Origin of the sequence: Novosphingobium sp. fls2-241-R2A-195 (assembly GCF_030209485.1) — a bacterium.
Taxonomy (GTDB): domain Bacteria; phylum Pseudomonadota; class Alphaproteobacteria; order Sphingomonadales; family Sphingomonadaceae; genus Novosphingobium; species Novosphingobium resinovorum.
The window spans coordinates 1-22,699 of the sequence record NZ_JARVRY010000018.1; the positions used below are offsets into that span (position 1 = coordinate 1).

General features: G+C 63.2%; 23 protein-coding genes, 1 tRNA gene and 2 pseudogenes. 9 read left to right on the plus strand and 17 right to left on the minus strand.

The window, feature by feature from the left end:
* From QRN25_RS14380 to QRN25_RS14410, 7 genes and pseudogenes are all read right to left on the minus strand, one after another.
* Positions 1–522 (minus strand): annotated as a pseudogene (locus tag QRN25_RS14380) (thiol-disulfide oxidoreductase); the annotation flags it as partial.
* 30 nt (positions 523–552) lie between these two features.
* Positions 553–954 carry a thiol-disulfide oxidoreductase DCC family protein gene (locus QRN25_RS14385; RefSeq protein WP_271184186.1) on the minus strand — a complete coding sequence of 134 codons (402 nt, stop codon included), beginning with the start codon at positions 952–954 and terminating at the stop codon, positions 553–555.
* On the minus strand, positions 951–1,148 hold the full coding sequence (locus QRN25_RS14390; protein ID WP_271184185.1) for a hypothetical protein: 198 nt from the start codon (positions 1,146–1,148) through the stop codon (positions 951–953). Before QRN25_RS14390 ends, QRN25_RS14385 begins: the two co-directional genes overlap by 4 nt.
* A gap of 184 nt (positions 1,149–1,332) precedes the next feature.
* The gene (locus QRN25_RS14395) at positions 1,333–1,740 is read right to left on the minus strand and encodes a hypothetical protein (protein WP_271184184.1); all 408 of its coding nucleotides are present in this window, start codon (positions 1,738–1,740) and stop codon (positions 1,333–1,335) included.
* 172 nt (positions 1,741–1,912) lie between these two features.
* Positions 1,913–3,331, minus strand: a complete 1,419-nt coding sequence (gene tldD, locus QRN25_RS14400; protein WP_285020038.1) for a metalloprotease TldD — start codon at positions 3,329–3,331, stop codon at positions 1,913–1,915.
* A 54-nt stretch (positions 3,332–3,385) separates the two neighbouring features.
* The gene (locus QRN25_RS14405; protein ID WP_285020039.1) at positions 3,386–3,595 is read right to left on the minus strand and encodes a zinc-finger domain-containing protein; all 210 of its coding nucleotides are present in this window, start codon (positions 3,593–3,595) and stop codon (positions 3,386–3,388) included.
* 197 nt (positions 3,596–3,792) lie between these two features.
* Positions 3,793–4,362 carry an FMN-dependent NADH-azoreductase gene (locus tag QRN25_RS14410; RefSeq protein WP_285020040.1) on the minus strand — a complete coding sequence of 190 codons (570 nt, stop codon included), beginning with the start codon at positions 4,360–4,362 and terminating at the stop codon, positions 3,793–3,795.
* Between the two features lie 91 nt (positions 4,363–4,453).
* Here QRN25_RS14410 and QRN25_RS14415 point away from each other — a divergent pair, with 91 nt between their 5' ends.
* Positions 4,454–4,879, plus strand: coding sequence for a winged helix-turn-helix transcriptional regulator (locus tag QRN25_RS14415; protein WP_285020041.1), 426 nt, complete (start codon positions 4,454–4,456; stop codon positions 4,877–4,879).
* An 84-nt stretch (positions 4,880–4,963) separates the two neighbouring features.
* Here the strand turns inward: QRN25_RS14415 and QRN25_RS14420 are convergent, their stop codons facing one another.
* On the minus strand, positions 4,964–6,247 hold the full coding sequence (locus tag QRN25_RS14420) for a cytochrome P450 (RefSeq protein ID WP_285020042.1): 1,284 nt from the start codon (positions 6,245–6,247) through the stop codon (positions 4,964–4,966).
* Positions 6,248–6,381: 134 nt separating this feature from the next.
* On the opposite strand from QRN25_RS14420, the gene QRN25_RS14425 reads away from it, so the two are divergent.
* A complete protein-coding gene (locus QRN25_RS14425; RefSeq protein WP_008831209.1) occupies positions 6,382–7,332 on the plus strand; it encodes an ABC transporter ATP-binding protein in 951 nt (316 codons plus the stop codon).
* Between the two features lie 224 nt (positions 7,333–7,556).
* Here the strand turns inward: QRN25_RS14425 and QRN25_RS14430 are convergent, their stop codons facing one another.
* The gene (locus QRN25_RS14430) at positions 7,557–7,727 is read right to left on the minus strand and encodes a hypothetical protein (RefSeq protein ID WP_155986451.1); all 171 of its coding nucleotides are present in this window, start codon (positions 7,725–7,727) and stop codon (positions 7,557–7,559) included.
* Positions 7,728–7,925: 198 nt separating this feature from the next.
* On the opposite strand from QRN25_RS14430, the gene nadB reads away from it, so the two are divergent.
* The gene (gene nadB / locus QRN25_RS14435; protein ID WP_285020044.1) at positions 7,926–9,527 is read left to right on the plus strand and encodes an L-aspartate oxidase; all 1,602 of its coding nucleotides are present in this window, start codon (positions 7,926–7,928) and stop codon (positions 9,525–9,527) included.
* Positions 9,528–9,622: 95 nt separating this feature from the next.
* Here the strand turns inward: nadB and QRN25_RS14440 are convergent, their stop codons facing one another.
* Positions 9,623–9,865 carry a GlsB/YeaQ/YmgE family stress response membrane protein gene (locus QRN25_RS14440; protein ID WP_036529465.1) on the minus strand — a complete coding sequence of 81 codons (243 nt, stop codon included), beginning with the start codon at positions 9,863–9,865 and terminating at the stop codon, positions 9,623–9,625.
* 720 nt (positions 9,866–10,585) lie between these two features.
* Here QRN25_RS14440 and QRN25_RS14445 point away from each other — a divergent pair.
* Positions 10,586–12,544, plus strand: coding sequence for a ribonucleoside-diphosphate reductase subunit alpha (locus QRN25_RS14445; protein WP_285020052.1), 1,959 nt, complete (start codon positions 10,586–10,588; stop codon positions 12,542–12,544).
* A 71-nt stretch (positions 12,545–12,615) separates the two neighbouring features.
* Here the strand turns inward: QRN25_RS14445 and QRN25_RS14450 are convergent, their stop codons facing one another.
* The 7 genes from QRN25_RS14450 to QRN25_RS14480 form a co-directional block, all read right to left on the minus strand.
* Positions 12,616–13,728: a glycosyltransferase family 61 protein gene (locus QRN25_RS14450; protein WP_285020045.1), complete on the minus strand. Its 1,113-nt coding sequence runs from the start codon at positions 13,726–13,728 to the stop codon at positions 12,616–12,618.
* Between the two features lie 183 nt (positions 13,729–13,911).
* Positions 13,912–14,622: a hypothetical protein gene (locus QRN25_RS14455; RefSeq protein ID WP_285020046.1), complete on the minus strand. Its 711-nt coding sequence runs from the start codon at positions 14,620–14,622 to the stop codon at positions 13,912–13,914.
* 51 nt (positions 14,623–14,673) lie between these two features.
* On the minus strand, positions 14,674–14,976 hold the full coding sequence (locus QRN25_RS14460; RefSeq protein WP_271184176.1) for a hypothetical protein: 303 nt from the start codon (positions 14,974–14,976) through the stop codon (positions 14,674–14,676).
* 112 nt (positions 14,977–15,088) lie between these two features.
* On the minus strand, positions 15,089–17,512 hold the full coding sequence (locus tag QRN25_RS14465; protein ID WP_285020048.1) for an outer membrane protein assembly factor BamB family protein: 2,424 nt from the start codon (positions 17,510–17,512) through the stop codon (positions 15,089–15,091).
* Positions 17,513–17,736: 224 nt separating this feature from the next.
* The gene (locus QRN25_RS14470) at positions 17,737–17,964 is read right to left on the minus strand and encodes a DUF2171 domain-containing protein (protein ID WP_271184174.1); all 228 of its coding nucleotides are present in this window, start codon (positions 17,962–17,964) and stop codon (positions 17,737–17,739) included.
* 104 nt (positions 17,965–18,068) lie between these two features.
* A complete protein-coding gene (locus QRN25_RS14475; RefSeq protein WP_271184173.1) occupies positions 18,069–18,308 on the minus strand; it encodes a DUF2171 domain-containing protein in 240 nt (79 codons plus the stop codon).
* A 127-nt stretch (positions 18,309–18,435) separates the two neighbouring features.
* Positions 18,436–19,389 carry a complex I NDUFA9 subunit family protein gene (locus tag QRN25_RS14480; protein ID WP_285020049.1) on the minus strand — a complete coding sequence of 318 codons (954 nt, stop codon included), beginning with the start codon at positions 19,387–19,389 and terminating at the stop codon, positions 18,436–18,438.
* A 217-nt stretch (positions 19,390–19,606) separates the two neighbouring features.
* Between QRN25_RS14480 and QRN25_RS14485 the strand changes: the two genes are divergently transcribed.
* From QRN25_RS14485 to QRN25_RS14500, 5 genes and pseudogenes are all read left to right on the plus strand, one after another.
* A tRNA-Leu gene (locus QRN25_RS14485) sits at positions 19,607–19,693 on the plus strand.
* Positions 19,694–19,872: 179 nt separating this feature from the next.
* A complete protein-coding gene (locus QRN25_RS26370; protein WP_309299000.1) occupies positions 19,873–20,208 on the plus strand; it encodes a DUF6538 domain-containing protein in 336 nt (111 codons plus the stop codon).
* Positions 20,189–20,714, plus strand: a pseudogene (locus QRN25_RS14490) (tyrosine-type recombinase/integrase); the annotation flags it as partial. The gene QRN25_RS26370 and the pseudogene QRN25_RS14490, both read left to right, overlap by 20 nt.
* Positions 20,715–20,851: 137 nt before the next feature.
* Entirely contained in the window at positions 20,852–21,100 is a 249-nt protein-coding gene (locus QRN25_RS14495; protein WP_271184171.1) for a helix-turn-helix domain-containing protein, read from the plus strand.
* 3 nt (positions 21,101–21,103) lie between these two features.
* Complete coding sequence (locus QRN25_RS14500; RefSeq protein WP_285020050.1) at positions 21,104–22,438, plus strand: type II toxin-antitoxin system HipA family toxin; 1,335 nt, start codon at positions 21,104–21,106, stop codon at positions 22,436–22,438.
* Positions 22,439–22,699 lie beyond the last annotated feature (261 nt).

The window sequence follows — 22,699 nt, forward strand, 5'->3', positions numbered from 1 at the left end:
TCGCCGCATCGCAAGGCCCTGATTGCCACGCCCGCAATTTTGAATCAGACACTTATGGAAGATCCCGTAAAAATACATCGTCGCGAGGATCAGGCGCGCCGGAGTGCGCAGTGACTCGTAAAGGCGCTCACGGGTCAGTTTCCCTTGTGCGGCCAGCACTGCACCGCTGAGCAGGATGCACAAGTCGAACATCGTGGTGATCGTCTTGTTGTTGGATGCGACCGGCAGACGCAGTGCGTAGAGCAGCACTGTGCAGGCGGCGAGGGCGACGAAGGCGTAAGTCTTGCGCGGGAACAGGATCGTCATCACGCTGGTGGCCACGACCGACCATGCCAGTAGCATGTAGACCGCGCCTTCGCGCCCGGTCAGGCCCCACGGATCGCCGACGATGCTGAACAGTGCCGCGACGCCCCAGCAAGGGGCTACGGCGGTCAGGCCGTCGAAAGTGGGCGTTACTGCGCCCTGCGACAGGCTGCGCCACGCGATCGGGCGGAAAAGCGGAGTGCCTGGTGCCGACGACATAAGTTTCCCCTCGGTGTCGTTAGGTGCCGGTCAGTCCCCGGCGGCAGGAGACTGTGCGATGCGCTTGCGCCCGCGCAGCCACAGGGTCGCCCTTCGCCCCGCCTTCAGCCAAGGATAGCTGAGCCGGGCGATGGTCGGCCGCGAGAAAAGCAGGGCATTCATGCGGTTGAACAGGCTGGAGGGCGATGCCAGCAGCGCCAGCGCATGCACTGCGTCGGAGCCGTGGTAAATCCGCTCGCGGTAGGAGAAGACCATGCCGTGGTCGAGGTCGAAGCCTTGCGCCGCTATCGCGGCCACGCGCGGGTCGTCGCTGCGTGCATCGACGAGTTCGACGGGGCCGACGCTGTCGCGCAACCTGAGCATGCGCACGTAGTTCTGGCAGAAGATGCACTCGCCATCGTAGATGACCAGCGCCGGCGCCTCGCCGCTCACGGGACGTCCTTGCCGAGTTTACCGGGAGGATCGCGGAAGGATTCCCTCTCGCAGTTGCCGTAGAAGGCGCACCCGGATACCACCGGGATATTGTGCAAGGCATCGACTATTCCCACGAGGGTCAGGAAGACGCTTGCGTAGACGGCCGCGCGCTTGAGAGGCGTGAGGGCCTGCGGGTGGGTGGGGTCCTGCACGGCCCGAATCCTTGACGGTGACGAGATCGATCTGATCTCGGTACATGGGGAGGTTTTCAGACTTGGCGCGGCAGGACAACCGTATCGGAGTGGCTAACCCGTTCGGATAGTCGCTGCAGTGCAGCAAAACGAGGAAAACGGCCGGGGAGGTCCCCGACCGCCTTCTTCGTGCGACCGCTCAGGCTCAGTTGGCCGATGCGACCTTCTTGTAAGGGACGAAATCCTGCAGGCCGACGAAGCCGTTCCACATGAAATTGGCGTTGCGGTCATGCAGTTGCACGGTGTCGAGGCGACACAGCTGCGACGTATACAGCTTGGTCACCATGACATCATCATCGTCCAGCCGGTCGGCATTCGTCGGACGGTTGACGTAGAGCGTGCCGCCGACCCGGTAGACGATCGCGGTCTTGTCGATCACGGTCGTGTTCTGGGTCTGCGAATAGGGGATGCAACTCACCGGCTTGCCGGCTTCGCGCCCGTCCAGCATCTTGGCGAGCTGTTGCTCACCGGTCAGCTTGGTGCGGGCCTCTGCGGCAGGCATGGCGAGCAGCGAAGCGACAGCGAGTGTCGCGCAGATCGCAAGCGTCTTCATGGCCTTCTTCCTCAGTTGACGCACCCCGCGTTGATCTTGTGTGTAGCACGATTCGTCTGAACTTGGGCTGACTGTTCGCGCCCTTCGACAGGCTCAGGGTGAGCGGGAGCAGGGTAATCCTCTCAAACCCGCTCAGGCTGAGCTTGTCGAAGCCCCGGCGACATACTTCGGCTCAGGCGGTGCCGCCTACCGTCAGCCCCTCGATAAGCAGGGTGGGCTGGCCGACACCGGCGGGCACGCTCTGGCCGCCCTTGCCGCACACGCCGACGCCGCGATCGAGTTCGAGGTCGTTGCCGATGCCCTTGACCTTGGTGAGTACCGAAGGTCCGTCGCCGATCAGCGTCGCGCCCTTGATCGGAGCGCCCAGCTTCCCGTTCTCGACCATGTAGGCCTCGGTGCACGAGAACACGAACTTGCCGGAGACGATATCGACCTGCCCGCCGCCGAAGTTCTTGGCGAAGATGCCCTTCTTCATGCCCGCGAGCAGTTCTTCCGGGTTGTCGTTCCCCGCCTTCATGAAGGTGTTGGTCATGCGCACCTGCGGGGCATGGGCGTAGTTCTCGCGGCGGCCGTTGCCGGTGGGCTCGACGCCCATCAGGCGGGCGTTGAGGCGGTCCTGCATGTAGCCCTTGAGGATGCCGTCCTCGATCAGCACCGTCTCGCGCGTGGGGGTGCCCTCGTCGTCGATGGTGAGCGAGCCGCGGCGGTTCGGGATCGAGCCGTCATCGACGATGGTCACGCCGGGTGCGGCCACCCGCTCGCCGATGCGGCCGGAGAAGGCCGAAGTGCCCTTGCGGTTGAAGTCGCCTTCGAGGCCGTGGCCGATCGCCTCGTGCAGGATCACGCCCGGCCAGCCGGGGCCGAGCAGCACGGGGAACTCACCGGCGGGGGCGTCAATGCTTTCGAGGTTCACCAGCGCGGTGGCGAGGGCGGTATCGATGCCCTCATTCCAGTTCTCGGGCTTGAACAGGTCGTCGTAGAGGAAGCGACCGCCCATGCCGAACGAGCCGGTTTCGCGCCGCCCGTTGCTTTCCGCCACGATCGAGACGTTGAGGCGCACCAGCGGGCGCACGTCGGTGGCGATGTAGCCGTCCGGGCGGACGATCTCGACCACCGACCACGAGCCGGACAGGCTGGCGCTGACTTGCGCCACGCGCGGGTCGCGGGCGCGGGCGGCGGAGTCGATCATCTCCAGCAGGCGCACCTTTTCGGCGAAGGGCACGAGGTCGAGCGGGGAGACGTCGGTGTAAAGCTTGGCGTTGGTGCGCTGCGGGGCGGCCGGACGAATGCCGGTGGCGGGATCTAGCAGGCGCAGTGTTTCACCGGCGCGGCGGATGGCGGCGGCGGAGATTTCGTTGGCATGGGCGAAGCCGGTCATCTCGCCCGAGACGCCGCGCAGGCCGAAGCCCGCGTCGCGCGAATAGTCGGCGGTCTTGAGGCGGCCGTCGTCGAAACCGAACGCCTCGCTGGCGACGAACTGCATGAACAGTTCGCCATCCTCGCAGGACTTGAGCGTCTCGGCGGCGAGCGCCTGTGCCTCTTCGGGCGAGAGCTGGGTGTAGAGCAGCGAGCGCGGGTCGGTCATGGTCATGCCGCCGATATAGGCAGCATTATCCCCGCGCGAAAGACAAGAACCGCGAAGGGATCAGGCGGCCTGCTGGTCTGCCCCGTTGTCGGCAACCCCGCCCTTGAGCACGAAGCGGCGGTCGCAGTAGCCGCATTCGACATAGCCCTTCTCGTCGATTTCGAGCCAGACGCGGGGATGGCCGAGCGCGGCTCCGCCGGGAATATCGGTGGCCCCGTTGCAGGAGACGCGGTGGGAATCGGTGAATACGGTTTCGGGCGCGTTGGTCATGGTGCCGCCGGATTACCAAGGGTTTGCGGCGATTTCCAGATGGAATGGCAACAGTCGCAACGTCGATACCAAAAACCCGTCATCCCCGCGAAGGCGGGGACCCATCTGATGCCGATGCAACAGGCACGGTCGGGAGATGGGTTCCCGCCTGCGCGGGAATGACGAGGGTAAATGGGAATGGTCGAATCGCGTGCAGCTCAGGCCGCGACCACCAGCGAACCCGCTTCCTCGATCGCGGCAGCGACCGACTTCGCGCGGGTGTCGGCGTCGATGGCGATGCCTTCGGCCAGCACGAAAGTCGGCTCTGTCACGCCGATGAAGCCGAGCACCGCGCGCAGGTAGCTCTCGCCGTGCTCGAAGGCGGCGGCGGGCTGGCCCTCGCCGTAGTAGCCGCCGCGGGCGAGCGCGACGTAGACCTTCTTGTCGCCGGCGAGGCCGACGGGGCCTTCGGCGGTATAGCGGAAGGTCTTGCCGGCGATGGCGATGCGGTCGATCCAGGCCTTGAGCTGGCTGGGGATCGAGAAGTTGTAGAAGCCCGCGCCGATCACCACCACGTCGGCGTCAAGGAACTGCGCCAGTTCGGGCGTACCCTCGGGGTTGCCGAGGACGTCGAGGGTCAGGTGCGCCAGCGGCTCGGCGGCGAGGTCGCGGTAGGTGACTTCGAGCGAGGGATCGGCCGTGGTCAGCGAGGATACGATGGCGGCGGAAATGGCGCGGCTGGCCGAATTGTCGCCAAGAATGCTGGAATCGAGGTGGAGAAGCTTCATGGGAGGGTGCCTCAGTCTGGAAATGTGACCAAGTCTAGCTATGTTGCTGGAATGATCGCGCCAAGAGCGCATATTTTCGGGACCTGGTACCATGAAGCTGACTACGTTCGACGAAGCTGACCGGCCTGCCGCCGCTCCGCAGGAAGCGATCGTCCACGACCCCAACGGCAAGGACTGCCGCCTCGTCGGCGACATTCTCGCCCGGGTCGGGGACAAGTGGTCGATGCTGGTGGTGATGACGCTGCTCGAGGCGCCGCTCCATTTCAATGAATTGAAGCGCGCGATCCGGGGCGTGTCGCAGCAGATGCTCTCGCGCAACCTGCGCGCGCTGGAGCGGGACGGGCTGGTCGAACGTACCGTCCACGTCGGCGTGCCGGTGCGGGTCGAATATGCACTGAGCGACCTCGGCCGTTCGCTCGCAGGGCCGGTGCAGGCGCTGGGCGCCTGGGCGATCGATGCGCGTCCGGCGATAGAGGCCAGCCGGACGGCGTTCGACCGACAGCATGATGCGTCGTAACCTTGGAGCATAAAGCGATCGGATTGAGTCATCTTCCGTCATTACTTCGCTTCGCTCGCAATGACGGTTATTTGCAATATCAGATCAGCTTTTACTCTCGAACCGCAAGTGAAGGTTCGCGAGTCCCCGGATGATGTAGCTCGGCTCGTAGTCGATCCGGCGTGCGGTCGCGGGGCCGTGATGCGCCTCGTCGAGCGTGATGGTATTGGTATGCTCCAGCAGACGGTCGAGCAGGACCGCCACTTCCGCCCGTGCCAGCGGTGCCCCGGCGCACGTATGCGCGCCGCGTCCGAACGCCAGATGCTCCTTGATGCGCGGACGTCCGATGCGGAATTCGCCCGGCTCGTCCCAGCGGCGCGGGTCGCGGTTGGCGGCGGATAGCGAGACGACCACGCGCTTGCCGGCGGGAATGTCCATGTCGCCGATCTTTGTCGCCCGCGCGGCGATGCGGAAGGTGGCCTTGGTCGAGCCTTCGACGCGCAGAACTTCCTCCAGGAACGGGCCGATCAGCGTACGGTCCTCGCGCAGGGCCTGCTGCATCGCCTGATCCTCGCACAGGCGGCGCAAGGCATTGCCGATCAGCTTGGCGCTGGTGTCCTGCCCGGCGGCGAAAAGGAACATCGCCGACTTCACCACCTCCATCGCGTCGGGCGTCGAGCCGTCCGGATACGTGGCCAGCGCCATCTCAGTCATGACGTCGTCCTGCGGCCGGGCGCGGCGCTCGGCGATGTAGCGCACGAAGTAGCCGGCCATGACCATCAGCGGATGGATGCTCTGCGCGTCGGGCGTGTCCATGTTGCCGGGCGGGGGAGCATCGTCGATGATCTTGCGGAAGGCCTCGCGATCCTCTGCCGGAACGCCGAGCAGATCGGCGATGACCATGGTGACGAAGGGGGTGGCGATGGAGCCCACCAGTTCGCACCCGCCCGCCGCGACGGCCTCGCGAACCATGTCGTCGGCATAGGCGCGCATGAACGCTTCGTTGGCCTTGAGGCGCGAGGGCACGAACAGAGGGTTGAGCAGCGAACGGGCGGCAAGATGCTTGTCGCCGTCGTAGGAGACCATCAGTTCCATCTGCCCGTTCGGCGAGGCCCCCAGCAGGGCGGAGATGTCGTCGCCCTCCACCGCGAAGGGCAGCGGCGCCAGCGGATCGGGGTTCAGCCAGGACGAGAAGTCGCGCTTGTTCAGCAGCACTTCGAGCGCCTCGGAAAAGCCGGTCACCACGATCACGTCACGGCTCTGCATCTGATGGACCGGGCCGTGGGCGCGGATCGTCTCGAAATAGTCGTAAGGGTCGAGCAGCACCGAATGGTCGGTGAAGTAATCCTTCTCGATGGGGGGCGTGGTGATCGTCGTTGCGGTTGCCATGGGCGCTCTCCAATATCGGCCGCTCGATTGGCGACGCTTAGTGATATAGTGTGGATCATATCATCTGCCGCGAGAGCGTCAACGCGGCACCTGCGGTCTTTACGCCGTGGCGATCATGGCCCACATGCACGGCCATGAGCACCTCGACCCCTGCAATCGCCATCCGTGATCTCGTCAAGCGCTATGCCCCGGCCGGAGGCGGCGAAGGCAAGCTGGCGCTCAAGGGCGTCTCGTTCGATGTGCCGGAAGGCGGCATCTTCGGCCTGCTCGGCCCCAACGGCGCGGGCAAGTCGACGCTGATCAACATCCTGGCGGGCATGGTCATGAAGACTTCCGGCTCGGTGGACATCTGGGGCTTCGACATCGACCGCGACCAGCGCAACGCCAAGCGCGCGATCGGCATCGTCCCGCAGGAGATCGTCTTCGACCCGTTCTTCACGCCGTTCGAGGTGCTGGAAATCCAGGCCGGGCTCTACGGCATCACCAAGGCGCTGCGCCGCTCGGAAGACCTGCTGCGCGCGGTCCACCTTGCTGACAAGCGCGATGCCTATGCCCGCACGCTGTCGGGCGGCATGAAACGCCGCCTGCTGATCGCCAAGGCGCTGGTGCACCGCCCGCCCGTGCTGGTGCTCGACGAGCCGACGGCGGGCGTCGATGTCGAGCTGCGCCGCCAGCTCTGGGAACTGGTGGGCGAACTCAACAAGGAAGGCGCGACGATCGTGCTGACCACGCACTACCTCGAGGAAGCCGAGGAACTGTGCGACCGCATCGCGATCATCAACCACGGCGAACTGATCACCAACAAGCCGACCCGCGAACTGGTCGGCATGGCGCGCGAGAAGATCATCGTCCTGACGCTGGACCGCGACGTTACCGAACTGCCCAGCCACCCCGGCTTCATCAAGTGCGTGAAGACCGGCGAGCGGGTTCTGGAGATCACGTACGACAAGGATCGCGCCAATGCGGGCGAGATCATGTCGGCCCTGCAGGCGCAGGGTTTCGCGATCGTCGACGTGACGACTCGCGAAGCGGACCTCGAAGACGTGTTCGTCAGCCTGACCAGCGCGGTGCGTTCGGCAGCCTGAGTATAACCGGCGACTCGGCGCACGAGCGAAACGACTCGTCGCCGTTTTCAAATATGATGCAGCTGTCTCATATTTCCCGGGCCTCGCCCGGGGGCGCCTTTACGTGCGCGATTAACAAAATTTTACATTGAGGCGGCCGGGGCCAAGCAAAGGCCTGTATCCCCTTTTTTCCTTAATAATATTCAGGAGGATGAGGGGCATTTTGTAAAGCTAAGGATTCTTACTTACTTGTCGGCTGCTTCGCTGTCGTCAAGTTTCCAGACCTTGTGCTTCTGTCGGCGAATAGTCTTTCCGCAATTTTTACAGGTGCCGGTATAATTGAGGCCATCCCATTTCACATCGTTGCGCACCGGTTCATGCCTATTGGCAAAGCAAAGCGGAATCGAGATCGCCACGAGATAGGTTCCTCAATGAGAAGCGAAAGCTGACTAGACTAATCAACGTGCTTGGCAAGAAGCAAAATCGCCGTAAGTTAACCGTGTTTGTAATGACTTGGTCTATCTTATATAAGAACGATACCGCACCGCAACATGCAAGTGGCGGCGCGCGCAAACTATTGCGATCCATGTGCAACGGGCGCTAGGAGCGGCGTCATGGAAACGCCATCCAGCGCCGCCGGCGCATTCGACGTCCTTGTGATCGGTTCCGGTGCGGCCGGGCTTACGGCTGCGCTTGCGGTAGCCGACAAGGTCAGGGTCGCGGTATTGGCCAAAGGCACGTTGACCGGCGGTTCGACGGCCTGGGCGCAGGGCGGCATCGCCGCCGTGCTTGATGCCGGCGATACTTTCGAGGAGCATGTCCGCGACACCATGGTCGCAGGGGCTGGCCTCAACCGGCGCGAGACGGTGGAGTTCGTCATCGAGCGGGCACCCCATGCGATCGAGCGGCTGGTCGAACTGGGCGTGCCGTTCAACATGGACGGAGAGGCGCTCCACCTCACGCGTGAGGGCGGCCATTCGCATCGCCGCATCGTCCACGTTGCCGACGCCACCGGCTGGGCGGTGCAGCAGGCGCTGCTGCAGGCCGCCGAGGCGCACCCCAACATCACCCTGCTTCCCGGCTATTCGTGCATCGACCTGATTACCGGGCGGCATGAGCTGCGCTATTCGGGCTCGGGCCGCGTCTGGGGTGTCTATGCGCTGAACGAGGAGAGCGGCCGGGTCGAGGCCTTCACCGCCCGCGCCACCGTGCTGGCGACGGGCGGCGCGGGCCGCGTCTACCAGTTCAGCACCGCCCCGCGCGGCGCCACCGGCGACGGTATCGCCATGGCCTGGCGTGCGGGCGCGCGCGTCTCCAACATGGAGATGATGCAGTTCCACCCGACCTGCCTCTACAATCTGGACGTCAAGAACTTCCTCATCACCGAGGCCGTGCGCGGCGAGGGCGGGCACCTGATCAACCCGCGCACCGGCAAGCGCTTCATGACCTTCTACGATCCCGAGCGGCTGGAACTGGCCCCGCGTGACGTCGTGGCGCGCGCCATCGACTCCGAAATCAAGCGCTTCGGCCTAGATTACGTCCACCTCGACATCAGCCACCAGCCCGAAGACTTCGTGAAGGCGCACTTCCCGAACATCTACGAGAAGCTGATGGGCCTCGGCATCGACATGACGAAGGAGCCGATCCCCGTCGTGCCCGCGCAGCACTATACCTGCGGCGGCATCCTCGTGGACCTCGACGGCCGCACCGACCTGCCGGGCCTCTATGCCGCCGGTGAGTGCACCGAGAGCGGGCTGCACGGGGCGAACCGTCTGGCGTCGAACTCCTTGCTCGAATGCTTCGTCTTCGGCGAGGCGGCGGCGGCGGATATTCTCGCGAAGTGGGACAGCTTCGAGGCGCCGCCGCAAGTGCGCGCCTGGGACGAAAGCCGCGTGACCGATTCCGACGAAGAAGTGGTCATCAAGCAGAACTGGACCGAGATTCGCCGGTTCATGTGGAACTATGTCGGCATCGTGCGCACCACCAAGCGGCTGGAGCGCGCCATGCACCGCATCCAGATGCTCAATGGCGAGACCGAGGAATACTACCGCCACTTCCGCGTCTCGACCGACCTGATCGAACTGCGCAACCTGCTGCAGAGTGCGGAACTGATCGTCGAATCCGCGTTGAAACGGCACGAGAGTCGGGGGCTGCATTATACGCTGGATTATCCGGCGGCGGATGCGCAGCCACTGGACACGGTGCTGGTGCCCTGAGCCACCGCGTCATTGCGAGCGAAGCGAAGCAACCCAGGGCAGAGCAAAACTGCCCTGGGTTGCTTCGCTTCGCTCGCAATGACGGGATCGAGGGGTCACCCGATATGCAACACCCGCCCGAGGAAGATCAGCACGATAGCGCCGATCACCGAGGCCAGGCATCCGGCGCGGCTGAAATCGCCGCGCCCGCGGCTGGTCACCAGCCCCGCCAGCAGCGAGCCGCCGACGCCCAGCAGGATCGTTGCGATCCAGCCCATGGGCACTGCGCCCGGATAGAAGAACCGGGCCAGCGCGCCGATGACGAGGCCGCTGATGATGGCACCGATGATGTTCAGCATTTGTAGAATAACTCCCCTACGCGCCGCAGCGCCGTCGCATTCACGCTGATAAGCGGCGAGCCGGCTGGTGGTTGCAGGTCCTCGTTAAGCGACGCACGCATCTCGACGAAAGCCGATGGGATTGCTGGGGAACGTCGCTGCGTTGGGTCTTGACCGTCTCCGTTCGTCGCACGCCCGATTCGTCTCACCGGTGATTTATGTGGAAAAATTTAGGAGGCGAGGGCCGATTCAAAGGGTTGCGCTTCTGCAAGACAACGGAAATTCGGCGCGTCGCGGCAGTCAGGTGACGGCCCGGTGACGAATGCATGGGCCGACGCCATATTCCGGCCCCCTCTTGAACCTCTCGCTGGAAAGGGCACTATAGGTTGTGTCGCACCGATCGAGGGGCCTCAATACCTAGGGATAAAGCGCATAAGCCGAAAGGTCCGTGCGGAGCCCGTCAGGAAACTTGGGACCAGACTTCTCGAACCGGCGCGCCGGTGGTCTGGCAGGGAATGTCGTTCTCTTTTTGTGCTGGTTCTGATAGATGGGACGTTCTTGAGCGCCCTTCGACTCGGTGCCGGCCTGCTCGGCCGCCGAAAGCAGTTTGGATCGCCCTCGTGGCGGTTCGATGACAGGTTTTGACGATACATTGGGGGCGCACCAGTGGACTTCAGGAATGGAAGCGACGGACACGTGTCTGATTCGGATGTGAGCTACGCGGATCCCGCGCAAGTCGATATGGAGTCGCTCCTTGCCGGGCATGTCTCCGAAGCGGCGATGAAAAAGGAAGCCTCGGCCGTGGCTATGGACAAGACCGATACCTCGACCGCCGATTTGGTGGTCGAGGCGCCGAAGACGAAGAAGAAGGTCGTCGATTCCAAGACGATCCACGATCGCCGCTTCACTATCGTCACCGATGCGTCGCGTGATGCGCTCCTGACCGACTTCGGCAAGGAAACGCTCGACGACCGCTACCTGCTTCCCGGCGAGAAGTATCAGGACCTCTTCGCCCGCGTGGCCGATGCCTATGCGGACGACCAGGAGCACGCGCAGCGTCTCTACGACTACATCTCGCGCCTGTGGTTCATGCCCGCCACCCCCGTGCTGTCGAACGGCGGCACCGGGCGCGGGTTGCCGATCTCGTGCTACCTCAACTCGGTCGAGGACAGCCTCGAAGGCATCGTCGCCACTTGGAACGAGAACGTCTGGCTCGCCTCGCGCGGCGGCGGCATCGGCACTTACTGGGGCAACGTGCGCGGCATCGGCGAGCCGGTGGGCCTCAACGGCAAGACCAGCGGCATCATCCCCTTCGTGCGCGTAATGGATTCGCTGACCCTCGCGATTTCGCAGGGCTCGCTGCGCCGCGGCTCGGCCGCCTGCTACCTCGATGTCTCGCACCCCGAGATCGAGGAGTTCCTGGAGATCCGCAAGACCTCCGGCGACTTCAACCGCAAGGCGCTCAACCTGCACCACGGCGTGCTGCTGACCGACGAGTTCATGGAAGCCGTGCGCGACGGCACCGACTTCGCCCTGCGCAGCCCCAAGGACGGCTCGGTGCGCGGCAAGGTCCATGCCCGCTCGCTGTTCCAGAAGCTGGTCGAAGTGCGCCTCGCCACCGGCGAGCCCTACCTCGTCTTCTCCGACACCGTGAACCGCATGATGCCCAAGCATCACCGCGATCTCGGCCTCAAGGTCTCGACCTCGAACCTGTGCTCGGAAATCACCCTCCCCACTGGCCGCGACCACCTTGGTAACGACCGTACGGCGGTGTGCTGCCTCTCCTCGCTCAACATCGAGACCTGGGAAGAGTGGAAGGGTGACAAGCGCTTCATCGAGGACGTGCTGCGCTTCCTCGACAACGTCCTGCAGGACTACATCGACCGCGCGCCGGACGAAATGGCCCGCGCCCGCTACTCGGCGGAGCGCGAGCGTTCGGTCGGCATGGGCGTGATGGGCTTCCACTCGTACCTGCAGAAGAAGGGCATCGGCTTCGAAAGCGCGATGGCCAAGGCGCTGAACCTGCAGATGTTCCAGCACATCAACGCCAAGGCCAACGAAGCCTCGATGATGCTCGCCAAGGAGCGCGGACCGTGCCTCGACGCCGCCGACCAGGGCGTGATGGAGCGTTTCAGCTGCAAGATGGCGATCGCGCCGACCGCGTCGATCTCGATCATCTGCGGCGGCACCTCGGCCTGCATTGAGCCGATCCCGGCGAACATCTACACCCACAAGACGCTCTCGGGCAGCTTCGTGGTGAAGAACCCCTACCTGCAGAAGCTGCTGGCCTCGAAGTCCAAGGATTCCAACAACGTGTGGAATTCGATCCTCGAGCAGAACGGCTCGGTCCAGCATCTCGACTTCCTCTCGGCCGAGGAAAAGGCGGTCTACAAGACCAGCTTCGAGATCGACCAGCGCTGGCTGCTAGAATTCGCGGCTGATCGTACGCCTTACATCGACCAGGCGCAGTCGCTGAACCTGTTCATCCCGGCCGACGTCGACAAGTGGGACCTGATGATGCTCCACTTCCAGGCGTGGGAAAAGGGCATCAAGTCGCTCTACTACCTGCGCTCCAAGTCGGTGCAGCGTGCCGGTTTCGCGGGCGGCGTGGAAGCCGACAACACCAGCGAACTGCCCAAGTTCGAACTGGCGGCCAGCGGCGGCTCGACCGACTACGATGAATGTCTCGCCTGCCAATAAGGCGCTGAAGTTTCACCGAGAGCGGCCTTCCGGGTAACCGGGAGGCCGTTTTCGTTTGGACGGCGGTGAGATCAGGACTTCACGAGATCGAGCGTCCTTTCAATATCGTCGATGTCGGCGGCAAAGATCTCGTCATTCCCTTCGCCGATGACGACCGCGAAGTCTTGCTCCTGTCTGTCCGTCAGCATCTTCATCACGGAAACCGCGCGCGTCGGCGGGAAGATGGCCAGCGCGCAGGCATTCGGCGGCATCACCGCGAAGCCGTGATTGAGATGGCTGCCCTCGACTCCTGCGACGACGCCGGCGTTCGCGCAGACGTGAGCGATCTCATCGACACTGGCGTGGCTGGGGTCGAGAATTTGGAAGCCGCGTGCCCGCCCGAGCCGCTCGGCGATCGCCCATTCGTTGCGCAACACCCGAGGATCGCCTGTGCTGCCCCTCAGGAGGAACACGCCCGGATGCGGCGGCATCGCATCACGGGCCAGACGATCCCGAATGGCATCCGCCCGTTGTCGCTTGTGTCGGTTGTTGGCGGCATCATCGAAGACGTGGAGTTCCCGGAACCACGCGCTGAACCCGCGCTCTGGCGCCATACCCAGCCGATCCTCGTAATCCTTCTTGTGGCCTGTCGGCATGCCGGTCGTGAACGGATGCCCGGTTTCTTGCGCCAGTCTGTAGGTTGGGCAGTCGTTCGCCAGCCAGAGCCCGAACCACCTGTTGCCGATCCAGCTTTCGTAGATCGAGGCGGTGTCGAACTCGCATGCAGGTGTCGCGGCAGGCTTCCAGATCGCGCGGGCGCGCAAGTGTCGCATCGCGCCCCCTGCATAGAGTGCGCCATCGGCGAGAAGCACGTCCTTGAGGCGATAGCCCATCGTCGCCCCCTGCATCGATGCGAAGTCTCCCCTGAAGTCCCGGACGACTTCGTCCAAGGTCCCGAATTCAGAGCCACGGATGCGGTCGAGCTGGCCCGGCAGGCATATCGCCGGCCGCACGCGGACCTCGGTCCCGGGTGCGATCTGCCAGGAATCGCTTGCGGCCGAAATCAGTTCGGCAACAGGGCGCCGCAAGAGCTTGCTGACGATGGAAGCGGCAGGCCGAAACGAAATACGTGGCGCTCGCGGTGGGACTGTCAAGCGCTGGGGGGATGTCCCGCCTTCTCGGGCGGCACCAGGCGATGCTTGCATACAAGTACTCCGGCTTCGAGCATGCTAATCAAGCACACCGAAGACGGTATAAGTATTCATAATAATGGGACCAGAATGTCTTTAGCACACGATCGACGGAAAGGGAAGAATTATTTCTACAATGTTTCTGAAGAGTGTTTGCGCCTCAATTCAACAACCGGATGATATGCTCGTGGCAAGGCGTCAATTGCCGGTATTCGCGAAAGACTGCATGCGAATGCGCGGGAATACCTCTTCAAGCGGCTTCATGTCCGGAGTTACGTAGACGTAGCCGCCCCTCTTCCGGAATAGCGGGCTGATGGTCTTGGTATAGAACGCGATTGGCACGTTTATGCATCCGAACGTGATGCGGTTGTCTTCGCTGGTAGGAGAAAGCATCCGTTCTCGACGCCTTTCCTTCGGCTTGCCCGGGCGAGGAATGGGGTGCAGCGCCACGGAGGTCGCATAGTCCACCCACAGCACCCTGGTGTTGCCTGCAGCCACGCCGAACTTTGCAAGGAAGCGCCCGGCAGGCGTGGTCTTTTCGGCAGGGCCGATCTCGGAGAGATTCTTGCTGCCGATGCCCGGGCTCGCATCATCCCCCGGCGCTATGCCTAAGAGGACCGGCACCTGACCCAGTTTTTCGCCCTTTGCATCGAACAACAGCAGCGCTGCGGCCTTCTTGTCGATGATGGCGTAGGGCAGGTCATTGTTATCCCCCGACGCGGCGATCCAGTCGGCGACGCGGGTTGCGTCTGGCGACTGGATCGCCGTGCTGTCCGGCGCGATTCTTTGCGGTTGCGATGTCTTCGGTCCTGCCGACCGGGCGTTTTTCGCCGCCCATGTAGGCGGGGAGCCTGTCAACGCCACACCGATCATCAGAAGTCCGGCGAGCGCCCTGGAAACCGTGTTCATCGCTGTCAAAGTACTCGAATCAAGCCGGGACTATCGGAGTAGCCGTAAGGATCAGTTGCGGGCGCGCTTGCGCTGGGCTTCGGCCATTCGCTGTTCGACGCTGTCGACACGGCCGCCGAGCTGGTCGATGCGCTGGCTGTTCTGCTGGGCCTGGCCGGATGCGGCTTGGGCTTCGGAACGGGCGGCCTGTGCGGTCGCATCGGTCTGCTGCAAACGGCTGTCGAGGGCATCGACGCGCTGGTTCACGGCGGCGACCTGCTCACGCACGAAACCCTTGGTGGCGCAGCCGCCGAGGCCCATGGAACCGGCCAGAATGACCACGGCCGGAGCGATTTTCTTGAAGGTGGGCGACATTGTTCTTCTCCTAACGGTCAACAGACCGGAATCGTCCAAGCCCAGCGGTCGGGGTTCGACAATGCGATTCTGGCCGGTCGTGCTTCCGCTCCGATGAGCGGAAATCCGTAGTTCAGCGAACGCCCGAGACAGGAAAAGTTCCAAAAGGACCGTTGGAATTTTCGCCGACCAGCTTTCCATCGCGCACCGTGACGTCGTATTTCACGGTGATCGGCATAGGCATGGAGGCGCGTCCCTCGAACTTCGCGCGGCCGTCCCTTATACCCCCGGCGACTTCCACAGCGCCTTGTTCCGCAGAGATTTTTCCGGTCACCACATGGCCTTTGACGGTCAGGTCCATGACCGCCTTCTGGGGGCCGACGGGGGACTGGATGGTAATGTTCCAGTGGCCCGCGAAGTCCTGCGGCCTGGCATTGCTGGCCTTGGCGGCCTTTGCCTTGTCGAGCAGCGCCTTTTGCTCGGCCGGTGCTGCCTGGGCGCGGGCACGGAGGTAGAAGCGCAAGGTTTCTAGCTCGGCATCGGTGAACTGCGGGAAGGGCGGCATGCCGTTCAGCTTGAGCCCACCCTCCTTGACGATTGTGCGGAAGGTCGCTGCGTCGGTGATCGCCGGGGAATAGCGCAGGTCCGGTGCCGCGCCGCCGGCCACCGCGTTCCAGCCATGACACACGATGCAGGAGCGTGTGCCGAACAGCATCGCGCCGGCTTGCGCCCGGGCGAGGTCGGGCTTGAAGCCGGGGTCCGAGATCGGTTCCAGAGCGGGCATCGCGAACGGCGGGATAGTGTCCTTGCCGTCGAGCGCGAAAGTCAGCACACGGCGCGGCAGGCGGTAATCGGTGCGGTAGGCGGCATTGCCCAGCGTCTGCATGCCCGCTCCCTGTCCGCCGGCCCCGGTGAGCACGGTGACGTACTGTCGCCCGTTCACGCGGTAGGAGATCGGAGCGCCGACGATCGGGCTCTCGGTCTTGAAAGCCCAAAGTTCCTTGCCGGTGCCGGCATCCCGCGCGACGAACTTGCCGTCGATCTGACCTTGCCAGACGATCCCGCCGCCCGACGCCATGACACCGCCGGGCCAGGTGCCGGGAAGGTCGACGCGCCAGGCCTCGGTCTGGGTGACCGGGTTCCATGCCTTGAGGTAACTCCTGTGGCCGCCGGGCAACTCGACTTCGGGGATGAGCGTGACGCCCATGCCTGCCGCAACCTCGCCGCCGCCCCTCTGGCCATCGCCGATGAGCGCGGGCAGGTCCATCACGGGCACATAGACCAGCCCGGTCTGCGGGCTGTAGGCCTGCGGCTGCCAGGAATGCGCGCCGGTCGGACCCGGCCACATCTCGAACAGGCCGGGCTTGCCATTGTAGCGAATGCCAGGGTTTTCGACCGGGCGGCCGGTCGTCGGATCGATGCGCTCGGCCCAGGTCACCTTGGCGATCTTCTGAGCCGAGATGAACTGTCCCGTCGCTCGGTCGAGGACATAGAAGAACCCGTTCTTGGGTGCCTGCATCAGCACCTTGCGGTTCTTACCATCGATCGTGAGCGTCGCCAGCGTCATGTCGGAGGTGGCGGTGCAGTCCCACTGCTCACCGGGACACAACTGGTAGTGCCATTTGTATTCCCCGGTATCGACGTTCACCGCCACTACCGAGGCGAGGAACAGGTTGTCGCCGCCGCCTGGGCTGCGCAGCTTTTGGTTGTAGGGAAAACCGTTGCCGACGCCGAGGTATACGAGGCGCAGCTCGGCATCATAGGCGAAGGCATTCCACGCCGTACCGCCGCCGCCACGCCGGGTGCCGTCGGGGTTCTTCCAGCCGCTTGGCCACGTCTTGCGCATGACCTCTTCAGCCTTGCGGTTTACCGGCGTTACCTCGTCGCCGGGCGTGGTGTAGAAGCGCCAGGCCAGCTTGCCGGTCCTGGCGTCGTAGGCGCTGACGAACCCCCGAGCCGGGCTGATGTCGCCGCCACCGAAGCCGGTGATGACTTTGCCTCCGAAGACGCGAGGTGGACCGTTCGCGTTGCGCGGCGCATTGTCCGGAAAGTCCAGGGTCTTCCAGGCTTCCTTGCCGGTCCGGGCGTCCAGAGAGACTACGTAGCCATCCGTGGTGACGAGGAAGACATGTCCTGCGTCATAAGCGATGCCCTTGCTGCCCCATGACATCTGCAGCGCTGTCTTCGCCCGTTCTCGGGTGCCGGCATCGTATTCCCACAACCGCCCGCCTGTCGCCGCGTCGAGCGCGCGGATGTGTGAGTGGCCAGTGGTGATGAAGACTTTGCCTTCGGCCATCAGCGGGGTGGTGGGCGTGTAGCCCGGTTCCAGATCGAAGTACCACGCGAGCTTCAGCCTGGAGACGTTACCGGTGTCGATCTCGTCGAGCGGCGAGTAATGGGTCTCGGTGCCGGTCCGCCCCCAGCTCGGCCATTCGTCCGGATCGACGACGGTTTGTTCCTCGATCGGCTGGGCGGGGCGATGGCACGATGACAGCGCGATCGGCGCCAGCGCGGCGAGTGACAACCGGATAGCGATCTTGCCTAAGCCAGAGATCACGCCTTTTCCCCCTCGTGCGGTCTGTTCTTGGTGTGTCGAGTATCAACGGGGGCAGAAGTTGGGAAGAGATGCTATTCACTATGTATCATAACGTGCAAGGCATCGCCGGGGGGATGCGCTGATGAGTCCCGGCCCCCATGAAAACCCCGGCCTTCCCTGAGAGGACCGGGGTTACGCAAGGCAGCGCGCGAGGGGGGACGCGCTGCCAGCTCGGTGGTTCTGGATCAGTTGGCGCCGACGCCCATCGGGATCGGCGTACCCTGCTTCAGGTACACGCGGTTATCTTCGATCTTTTCGACGTTTTCGAACGCGATGTAGTGATGGGCTCCGTCGGAACTGTCCGAGCGGGTCAGCTTGATCTGGTCGTCCTTTACCTCGTCTACCGTGCCGACGTGCTGTCCTGTGCTGGTCGTTACTTCCATGTGCTCACGCACGCGCAGCTTCTCGAACATTGTATCTCTCCATCATCTCGGGGCTTGTGATGATGAAACGGCGAACCCTCGAAGGACGTTCCGGCGTTCGTCTCGGGCTGTAAACGGCTCGTCAGTTCGTGGGTTCAGGGTGTGGCGCCCAGCCCGAACGTCGCGTCACCACGGTCGGAAAGAAGCACTGCATCGGCACTCACACCATCGACCTGGGTGATCGCGACGAACTCGTGCGAACCGCCTTCCAGCATAAGTTCCTCGCCTTCCAGCGCGGCAACGGTACCGACGAAGCTGCCGTCGGCGGCGATCACCTTCATTCCCTTGCGGATGGTTCCCTGCTGCGTCGTCCAGGCAATGTCTGGGGTGGTCATGGGGCGTGCTCCTCTCGCTGTGGGGCTGTGCCCCGGACGTGGAGAAACAAACCCCCGCCCGCCGGACGGTTCCGGCAGGCGGGGACGGGATTTCGTTTCCAGTCGGACCGGTTCAGGTCCGTGACGTTCAGGCGCTGGCAGTCTTGGTGCCGAAGCGACCGTGCTTGCGGAAGCGCACCATCCAGCGGTCGAGGAACAGGCCGAGCGGGCGCGGCGTCACGCCAAGCTCTGCGAGGCCCGCAGCCGAATCGCTCGCCACGCTGCCGGCTTGCAGCAGCTTGAGCTGGTCGCTGGAGATCGGAGCGCCGGGCAGCCAGCCGGTCGTCGCGGCGATGAGGCCGGAAACCGCATCCGGCAGTTCGACGAAAGTCCGCGAGCGGCCCTGTGCCTTGGCAATACGCTGGTTGAGATCGAGCATGGTGATGATTTCCGGTCCGGCGAGTTCGAAGGTCTTGCCCTGTGCGGCGACGTTGCCAAGCGCATTGGCGATGGCCACGGCCACGTCGTCGACGAACACCGGCTGCAGCCTTGCCTGCGGCGCGAAGACCGGCAACGCGGGCAGGCGCGAGATCAACTCGCCGAACATGTTCACAAAGTTGTCGTCCGAGCCGAACATCAGCGAGGGACGCACGATGGTGGCGCTAGGGAAGGCGGCCAGCACGGCGGTTTCGCCTTCGGCCTTTGTGCGGGCGTAGGCGACCGCCGAACCTGCATCGGCACCGATCGCCGAGACGTGTACGAAGGCGGTGGCGCCCGCAGCCTTGGCCGCCGCCGCGATTTCGCCTGCACCATTGCCCTGTAGAGCATCGAGATTGCCTGCAAACGCGCCGATGAGGTTTATCACGGCGTCCGACCCGGCCAACACGGGGGCGAGCGTTTCGGCCTTGGTGACGTCGACACCCGCGAACTGGACTTGACCCAGATTGCCCAGGGGCTTGATAGCGTAGGCTTTCTTGGGATGGCGGCTGGCGATGCGCAGGCGGGCACCGCGTGCAAGCAATTCCTGCGCGAGATGGCGGCCGACGAAGCCGCTACCGCCCAGGATGGTGACGATCTTGCCGGAGAGGGTGTCGGTAGTCATGGTCTGGATCGGTCCTTCAGGTCGCGCTGCGCTCGACGTGTCCCGCGCTGCCGCACGGGCGTCCTAGCCCCTGCCACAAGCCTGTGAACGGGGCAACCGGACAACGAAATGCACGAAATGAAAAATGTTGCGTCGGATGGTGTTGACAAGACTTCGGCTGCCCCTTAGAGGCGCCCTCCTACCCAGCGGGGACGGCGCTTCGCCCCCTCGCTAAAGTGCCCAGATGGCGGAATTGGTAGACGCACCAGCTTCAGGTGCTGGCGCTCGCAAGGGCGTGGAGGTTCGAGTCCTCTTCTGGGCACCAGCACTTCTCAAGTGCTTGAGAACGTTGGGGGATCATCGAAAGATGGTCCCCCAAGTTCGTTTCGCTACGATAAACTGCTACGGTTTGGTGTCGATAGTCCGCAGCGAAAGTCCCGGAAATCTGCGGGAAAGGGTCCGCGCGGCTGTTACGGTTTCAGTCCCGGTTTGCTGCCAAAAGGTATGCGCCTTCGTAGCGGGCGGTTCTATGTCCGCCGTCACGTGCCATGCGATCTTCAAGAGCCTCTCAGCCGGGTGGAACTTTGGCGTTCGTTGAAGACGGACAGCCTCCAGACGGCACTGCGGAGAATGCCCATCGTCATGGCTGGGATTGAGGCTGAGTTTGACCGTATTCGAGCAGGAATCGGCGCGACTGCGGATGACGCGATTTCGCGATTGCCGACCGTAGCTCAGCCCATCGTAGAGAAAGTGCGGGTGTCGGCGGAATGCCCGGCCTCTGTTCCATCCAATGGCCTGACGCTGGCGGAAGCCTATCAGCCTCTTCGTGCGTCCCGGTGAACTTCGGCAGGCCGAGTGGGCGGAGTTCGACTTCGATCGCAGCGTCTGGAAACATTCCCGCCGAGAAGATGAAGATGCGTCGGCCGCATCGCGTGCCTCTTTCGGCCCAGGTAGCAGGGCTGTTCGAGGAACTGTGGGCCCTGACAGGCCATGGCCGCTATTGCTTTCCTTCGTTTCGGACCGGTCAGCGTCCGATGTCTGAAAACACCGTCAATGCGGCACTCAGGGCCCTTGGCTTTGGCCAGGAGGAAATGACGGCGCATGGCTTCCGGGCGATGGCCGCGACCCTTCTCAATGATACCGGGCAGTTCAATCCCGATGCGATCGAGCGTCAGCTGGCCCACATGGAAAACAATGGGGTGCGCCGTGCCTACACGCGCGGCGAATACTGGAGCGAGCGGGTCGCCTTGATGCAGTTCTGGTCGGATGAACTAGAGCGCCTTCGCGATGGAGCCAAGGTTCTCAAGCCGAACTTTGCAACGCGGAAGCGCCCCGATGCGGCCTGACATGACTGAGATTTGGCAGAAATTATAACTTAAGGGTTATATCTCGGATTTAATCCCTATAGGGTATATCTCTTGAAAATACCTTGTGGGGTATATATTACGAATATACCTCGTAGGTTATAGACGGAGCAGCTCTCATGGAACAAGTGGTACGGCTTGCCAGCCAACTAGGCGCTTTGCTCCAGACGGAGCGACGGCGTCGATCCATGAGCCAGGCCGACCTTGCTGGCAAAGTAGGGACGCATCAAAAGACGATCTCTGCCGTCGAGAACGGAAGTGAGGGAGTGAAGCTCGAGACACTTCTAGGGATTATCGCTGCGTTGGATCTGGATATGCAGATCGTACCGCGCCGTAAGGTTGGCAAATCGATCGAGGATGTCTTCTAGGCTATGGCGCGCAAGAAAAGCCATGCTCCTCTAGATGTCCTGATTAACGGGCGTCTTGTCGGCCGTCTTGAAAAGGCCGCCAATGGTGCGACCTCCTTTCAGTATGCAGCAAAATGGCTGCAATGGGAGCACCGGTTCGCGGTATCGATGTCCCTGCCGTTGCGCCTGGATGCATACCGCGGCGCAGAGGTCGCCGCCGTCTTCGATAATCTCCTGCCGGATCGCGATGCCGTCCGAAGGCGTGTTGCAGAGCGGATGGGGGCGCAAGGTACAGACTATTACAGCTTGTTGGAGGCAATTGGACGCGACTGCGTCGGCGCGATGCAGTTCATTCCCGAGGGAGCGGATCTGGATACGGCTGTAGCAATTGAAGCCCAGGACATCAGCGATGCGGAGATAGAGGCCATGCTGGCGGACCTTGCCAGCGCTCCTCTGGGCGTCGACCGTGAACAGGAATTCCGGATATCGGTGGCAGGCGCGCAGGAGAAGACCGCGCTGCTGCTGAAGGACGGGCGCTGGTGTCGACCGCTAGGCACCACTCCGACCACGCATATTCTCAAACCGCAGCTCGGCCAGATTCCGACGTCCGAGGGCATGATCGACATGTCGGACAGCGTCGACAACGAGCACTATTGTCTAAAGCTGATGGAAGCCTTCGGGCTGAAAGTGGCGTCGACCGAGATAATGACATTCGGGCAACGGCGCGTCCTCGTCGTTGAACGGTTTGATCGGCGCTGGCGCGATGGTAGCCGCATTCTGCGCCTTCCTCAGGAAGATTGCTGTCAGGCACTCGGAATTCCACCAACGCGCAAATACCAGAGCGATGGTGGGCCAGGCATGCGGCATATCGTGGAACTGCTCCGGGGGACTAATGATCCGCAAAGCGACCAAGCCGCCTTCTTCAAGAGTCAGATACTGTTCTGGCTCATGGGCGCGACGGATGGGCACGCAAAGAATTTCAGTATTTTCCTCGAGCCGGGAGGCGGGTTCCGATCGACGCCGTTATATGACGTCCTGTCGGCCCAGCCCGCGTTCGACATGGGCCAGATCGCCCAAAATCAGTTCCGTATCGCGATGTCGGCCGGAAAGAGCCGCCATTACGGGATGTCGGAGATCATGGGGCGGCATTTCGTGCAGAGTGGCAAGGCTGCAGGGCTCAGCGCGAAACTGATGTCCGACGCAATCGCGGAGCTTCTGGATACGGCGGATAGCGCCCCGGGAAAGGCATTGTCGGTCATGCCCGACGACTTTGCGGCAGGGGTGCACGAAAGCATCTCAGCTGCTTTGAAAGCGCGATTGCCGCGATTGGCCGGTTCCATGGCAGATCTTGGTGAATGATAACGGTGTGCGGTGAGCTGCTTGGGCAACCTGTCAGTTGGCTTGGGGCATCCTGAGCCGATATGCCGACGCATTCGTCGAACTCGGCGGCGTCGGACCACGATCCAACTCGAAAGCATAGGTATCATATGGCGTTCTTCGACACTGGCGGTCCCGATGCACTGCTTCCTGTTGCTGATTGTAGCGCGACAAACTGGATGATGATTGCGCGTCAATCAGGATGAGAATGTGATTGTCGCGGCGCGTCGATCAGTGCCTGTT

What these genes read in the sequence shown, in the direction of transcription:
- QRN25_RS14475 (WP_271184173.1), bottom strand. Translation starts at nt 18,308, where the DNA reads ATGACCACCCCAGACATTGCCTGGACGACGCAGCAGGGAACCATCCGC.
- QRN25_RS14460 (WP_271184176.1), bottom strand. Translation starts at nt 14,976, where the DNA reads ATGTCGCCCACCTTCAAGAAAATCGCTCCGGCCGTGGTCATTCTGGCC.
- QRN25_RS14420 (WP_285020042.1), bottom strand. Translation starts at nt 6,247, where the DNA reads ATGGCAACCGCAACGACGATCACCACGCCCCCCATCGAGAAGGATTAC.
- QRN25_RS14455 (WP_285020046.1), bottom strand. Translation starts at nt 14,622, where the DNA reads ATGAACACGGTTTCCAGGGCGCTCGCCGGACTTCTGATGATCGGTGTG.
- QRN25_RS14445 (WP_285020052.1), top strand. Translation starts at nt 10,586, where the DNA reads ATGGAGTCGCTCCTTGCCGGGCATGTCTCCGAAGCGGCGATGAAAAAG.
- tldD (WP_285020038.1), bottom strand. Translation starts at nt 3,331, where the DNA reads ATGACCATGACCGACCCGCGCTCGCTGCTCTACACCCAGCTCTCGCCC.
- QRN25_RS14480 (WP_285020049.1), bottom strand. Translation starts at nt 19,389, where the DNA reads ATGACTACCGACACCCTCTCCGGCAAGATCGTCACCATCCTGGGCGGT.
- QRN25_RS14440 (WP_036529465.1), bottom strand. Translation starts at nt 9,865, where the DNA reads ATGCTGAACATCATCGGTGCCATCATCAGCGGCCTCGTCATCGGCGCG.
- QRN25_RS26370 (WP_309299000.1), top strand. Translation starts at nt 19,873, where the DNA reads ATGCGCCTTCGTAGCGGGCGGTTCTATGTCCGCCGTCACGTGCCATGC.
- QRN25_RS14405 (WP_285020039.1), bottom strand. Translation starts at nt 3,595, where the DNA reads ATGACCAACGCGCCCGAAACCGTATTCACCGATTCCCACCGCGTCTCC.
- QRN25_RS14425 (WP_008831209.1), top strand. Translation starts at nt 6,382, where the DNA reads ATGAGCACCTCGACCCCTGCAATCGCCATCCGTGATCTCGTCAAGCGC.
- QRN25_RS14500 (WP_285020050.1), top strand. Translation starts at nt 21,104, where the DNA reads ATGGCGCGCAAGAAAAGCCATGCTCCTCTAGATGTCCTGATTAACGGG.
- QRN25_RS14415 (WP_285020041.1), top strand. Translation starts at nt 4,454, where the DNA reads ATGAAGCTGACTACGTTCGACGAAGCTGACCGGCCTGCCGCCGCTCCG.
- nadB (WP_285020044.1), top strand. Translation starts at nt 7,926, where the DNA reads ATGGAAACGCCATCCAGCGCCGCCGGCGCATTCGACGTCCTTGTGATC.
- QRN25_RS14495 (WP_271184171.1), top strand. Translation starts at nt 20,852, where the DNA reads ATGGAACAAGTGGTACGGCTTGCCAGCCAACTAGGCGCTTTGCTCCAG.
- QRN25_RS14410 (WP_285020040.1), bottom strand. Translation starts at nt 4,362, where the DNA reads ATGAAGCTTCTCCACCTCGATTCCAGCATTCTTGGCGACAATTCGGCC.
- QRN25_RS14395 (WP_271184184.1), bottom strand. Translation starts at nt 1,740, where the DNA reads ATGAAGACGCTTGCGATCTGCGCGACACTCGCTGTCGCTTCGCTGCTC.
- QRN25_RS14450 (WP_285020045.1), bottom strand. Translation starts at nt 13,728, where the DNA reads ATGCAAGCATCGCCTGGTGCCGCCCGAGAAGGCGGGACATCCCCCCAG.
- QRN25_RS14470 (WP_271184174.1), bottom strand. Translation starts at nt 17,964, where the DNA reads ATGTTCGAGAAGCTGCGCGTGCGTGAGCACATGGAAGTAACGACCAGC.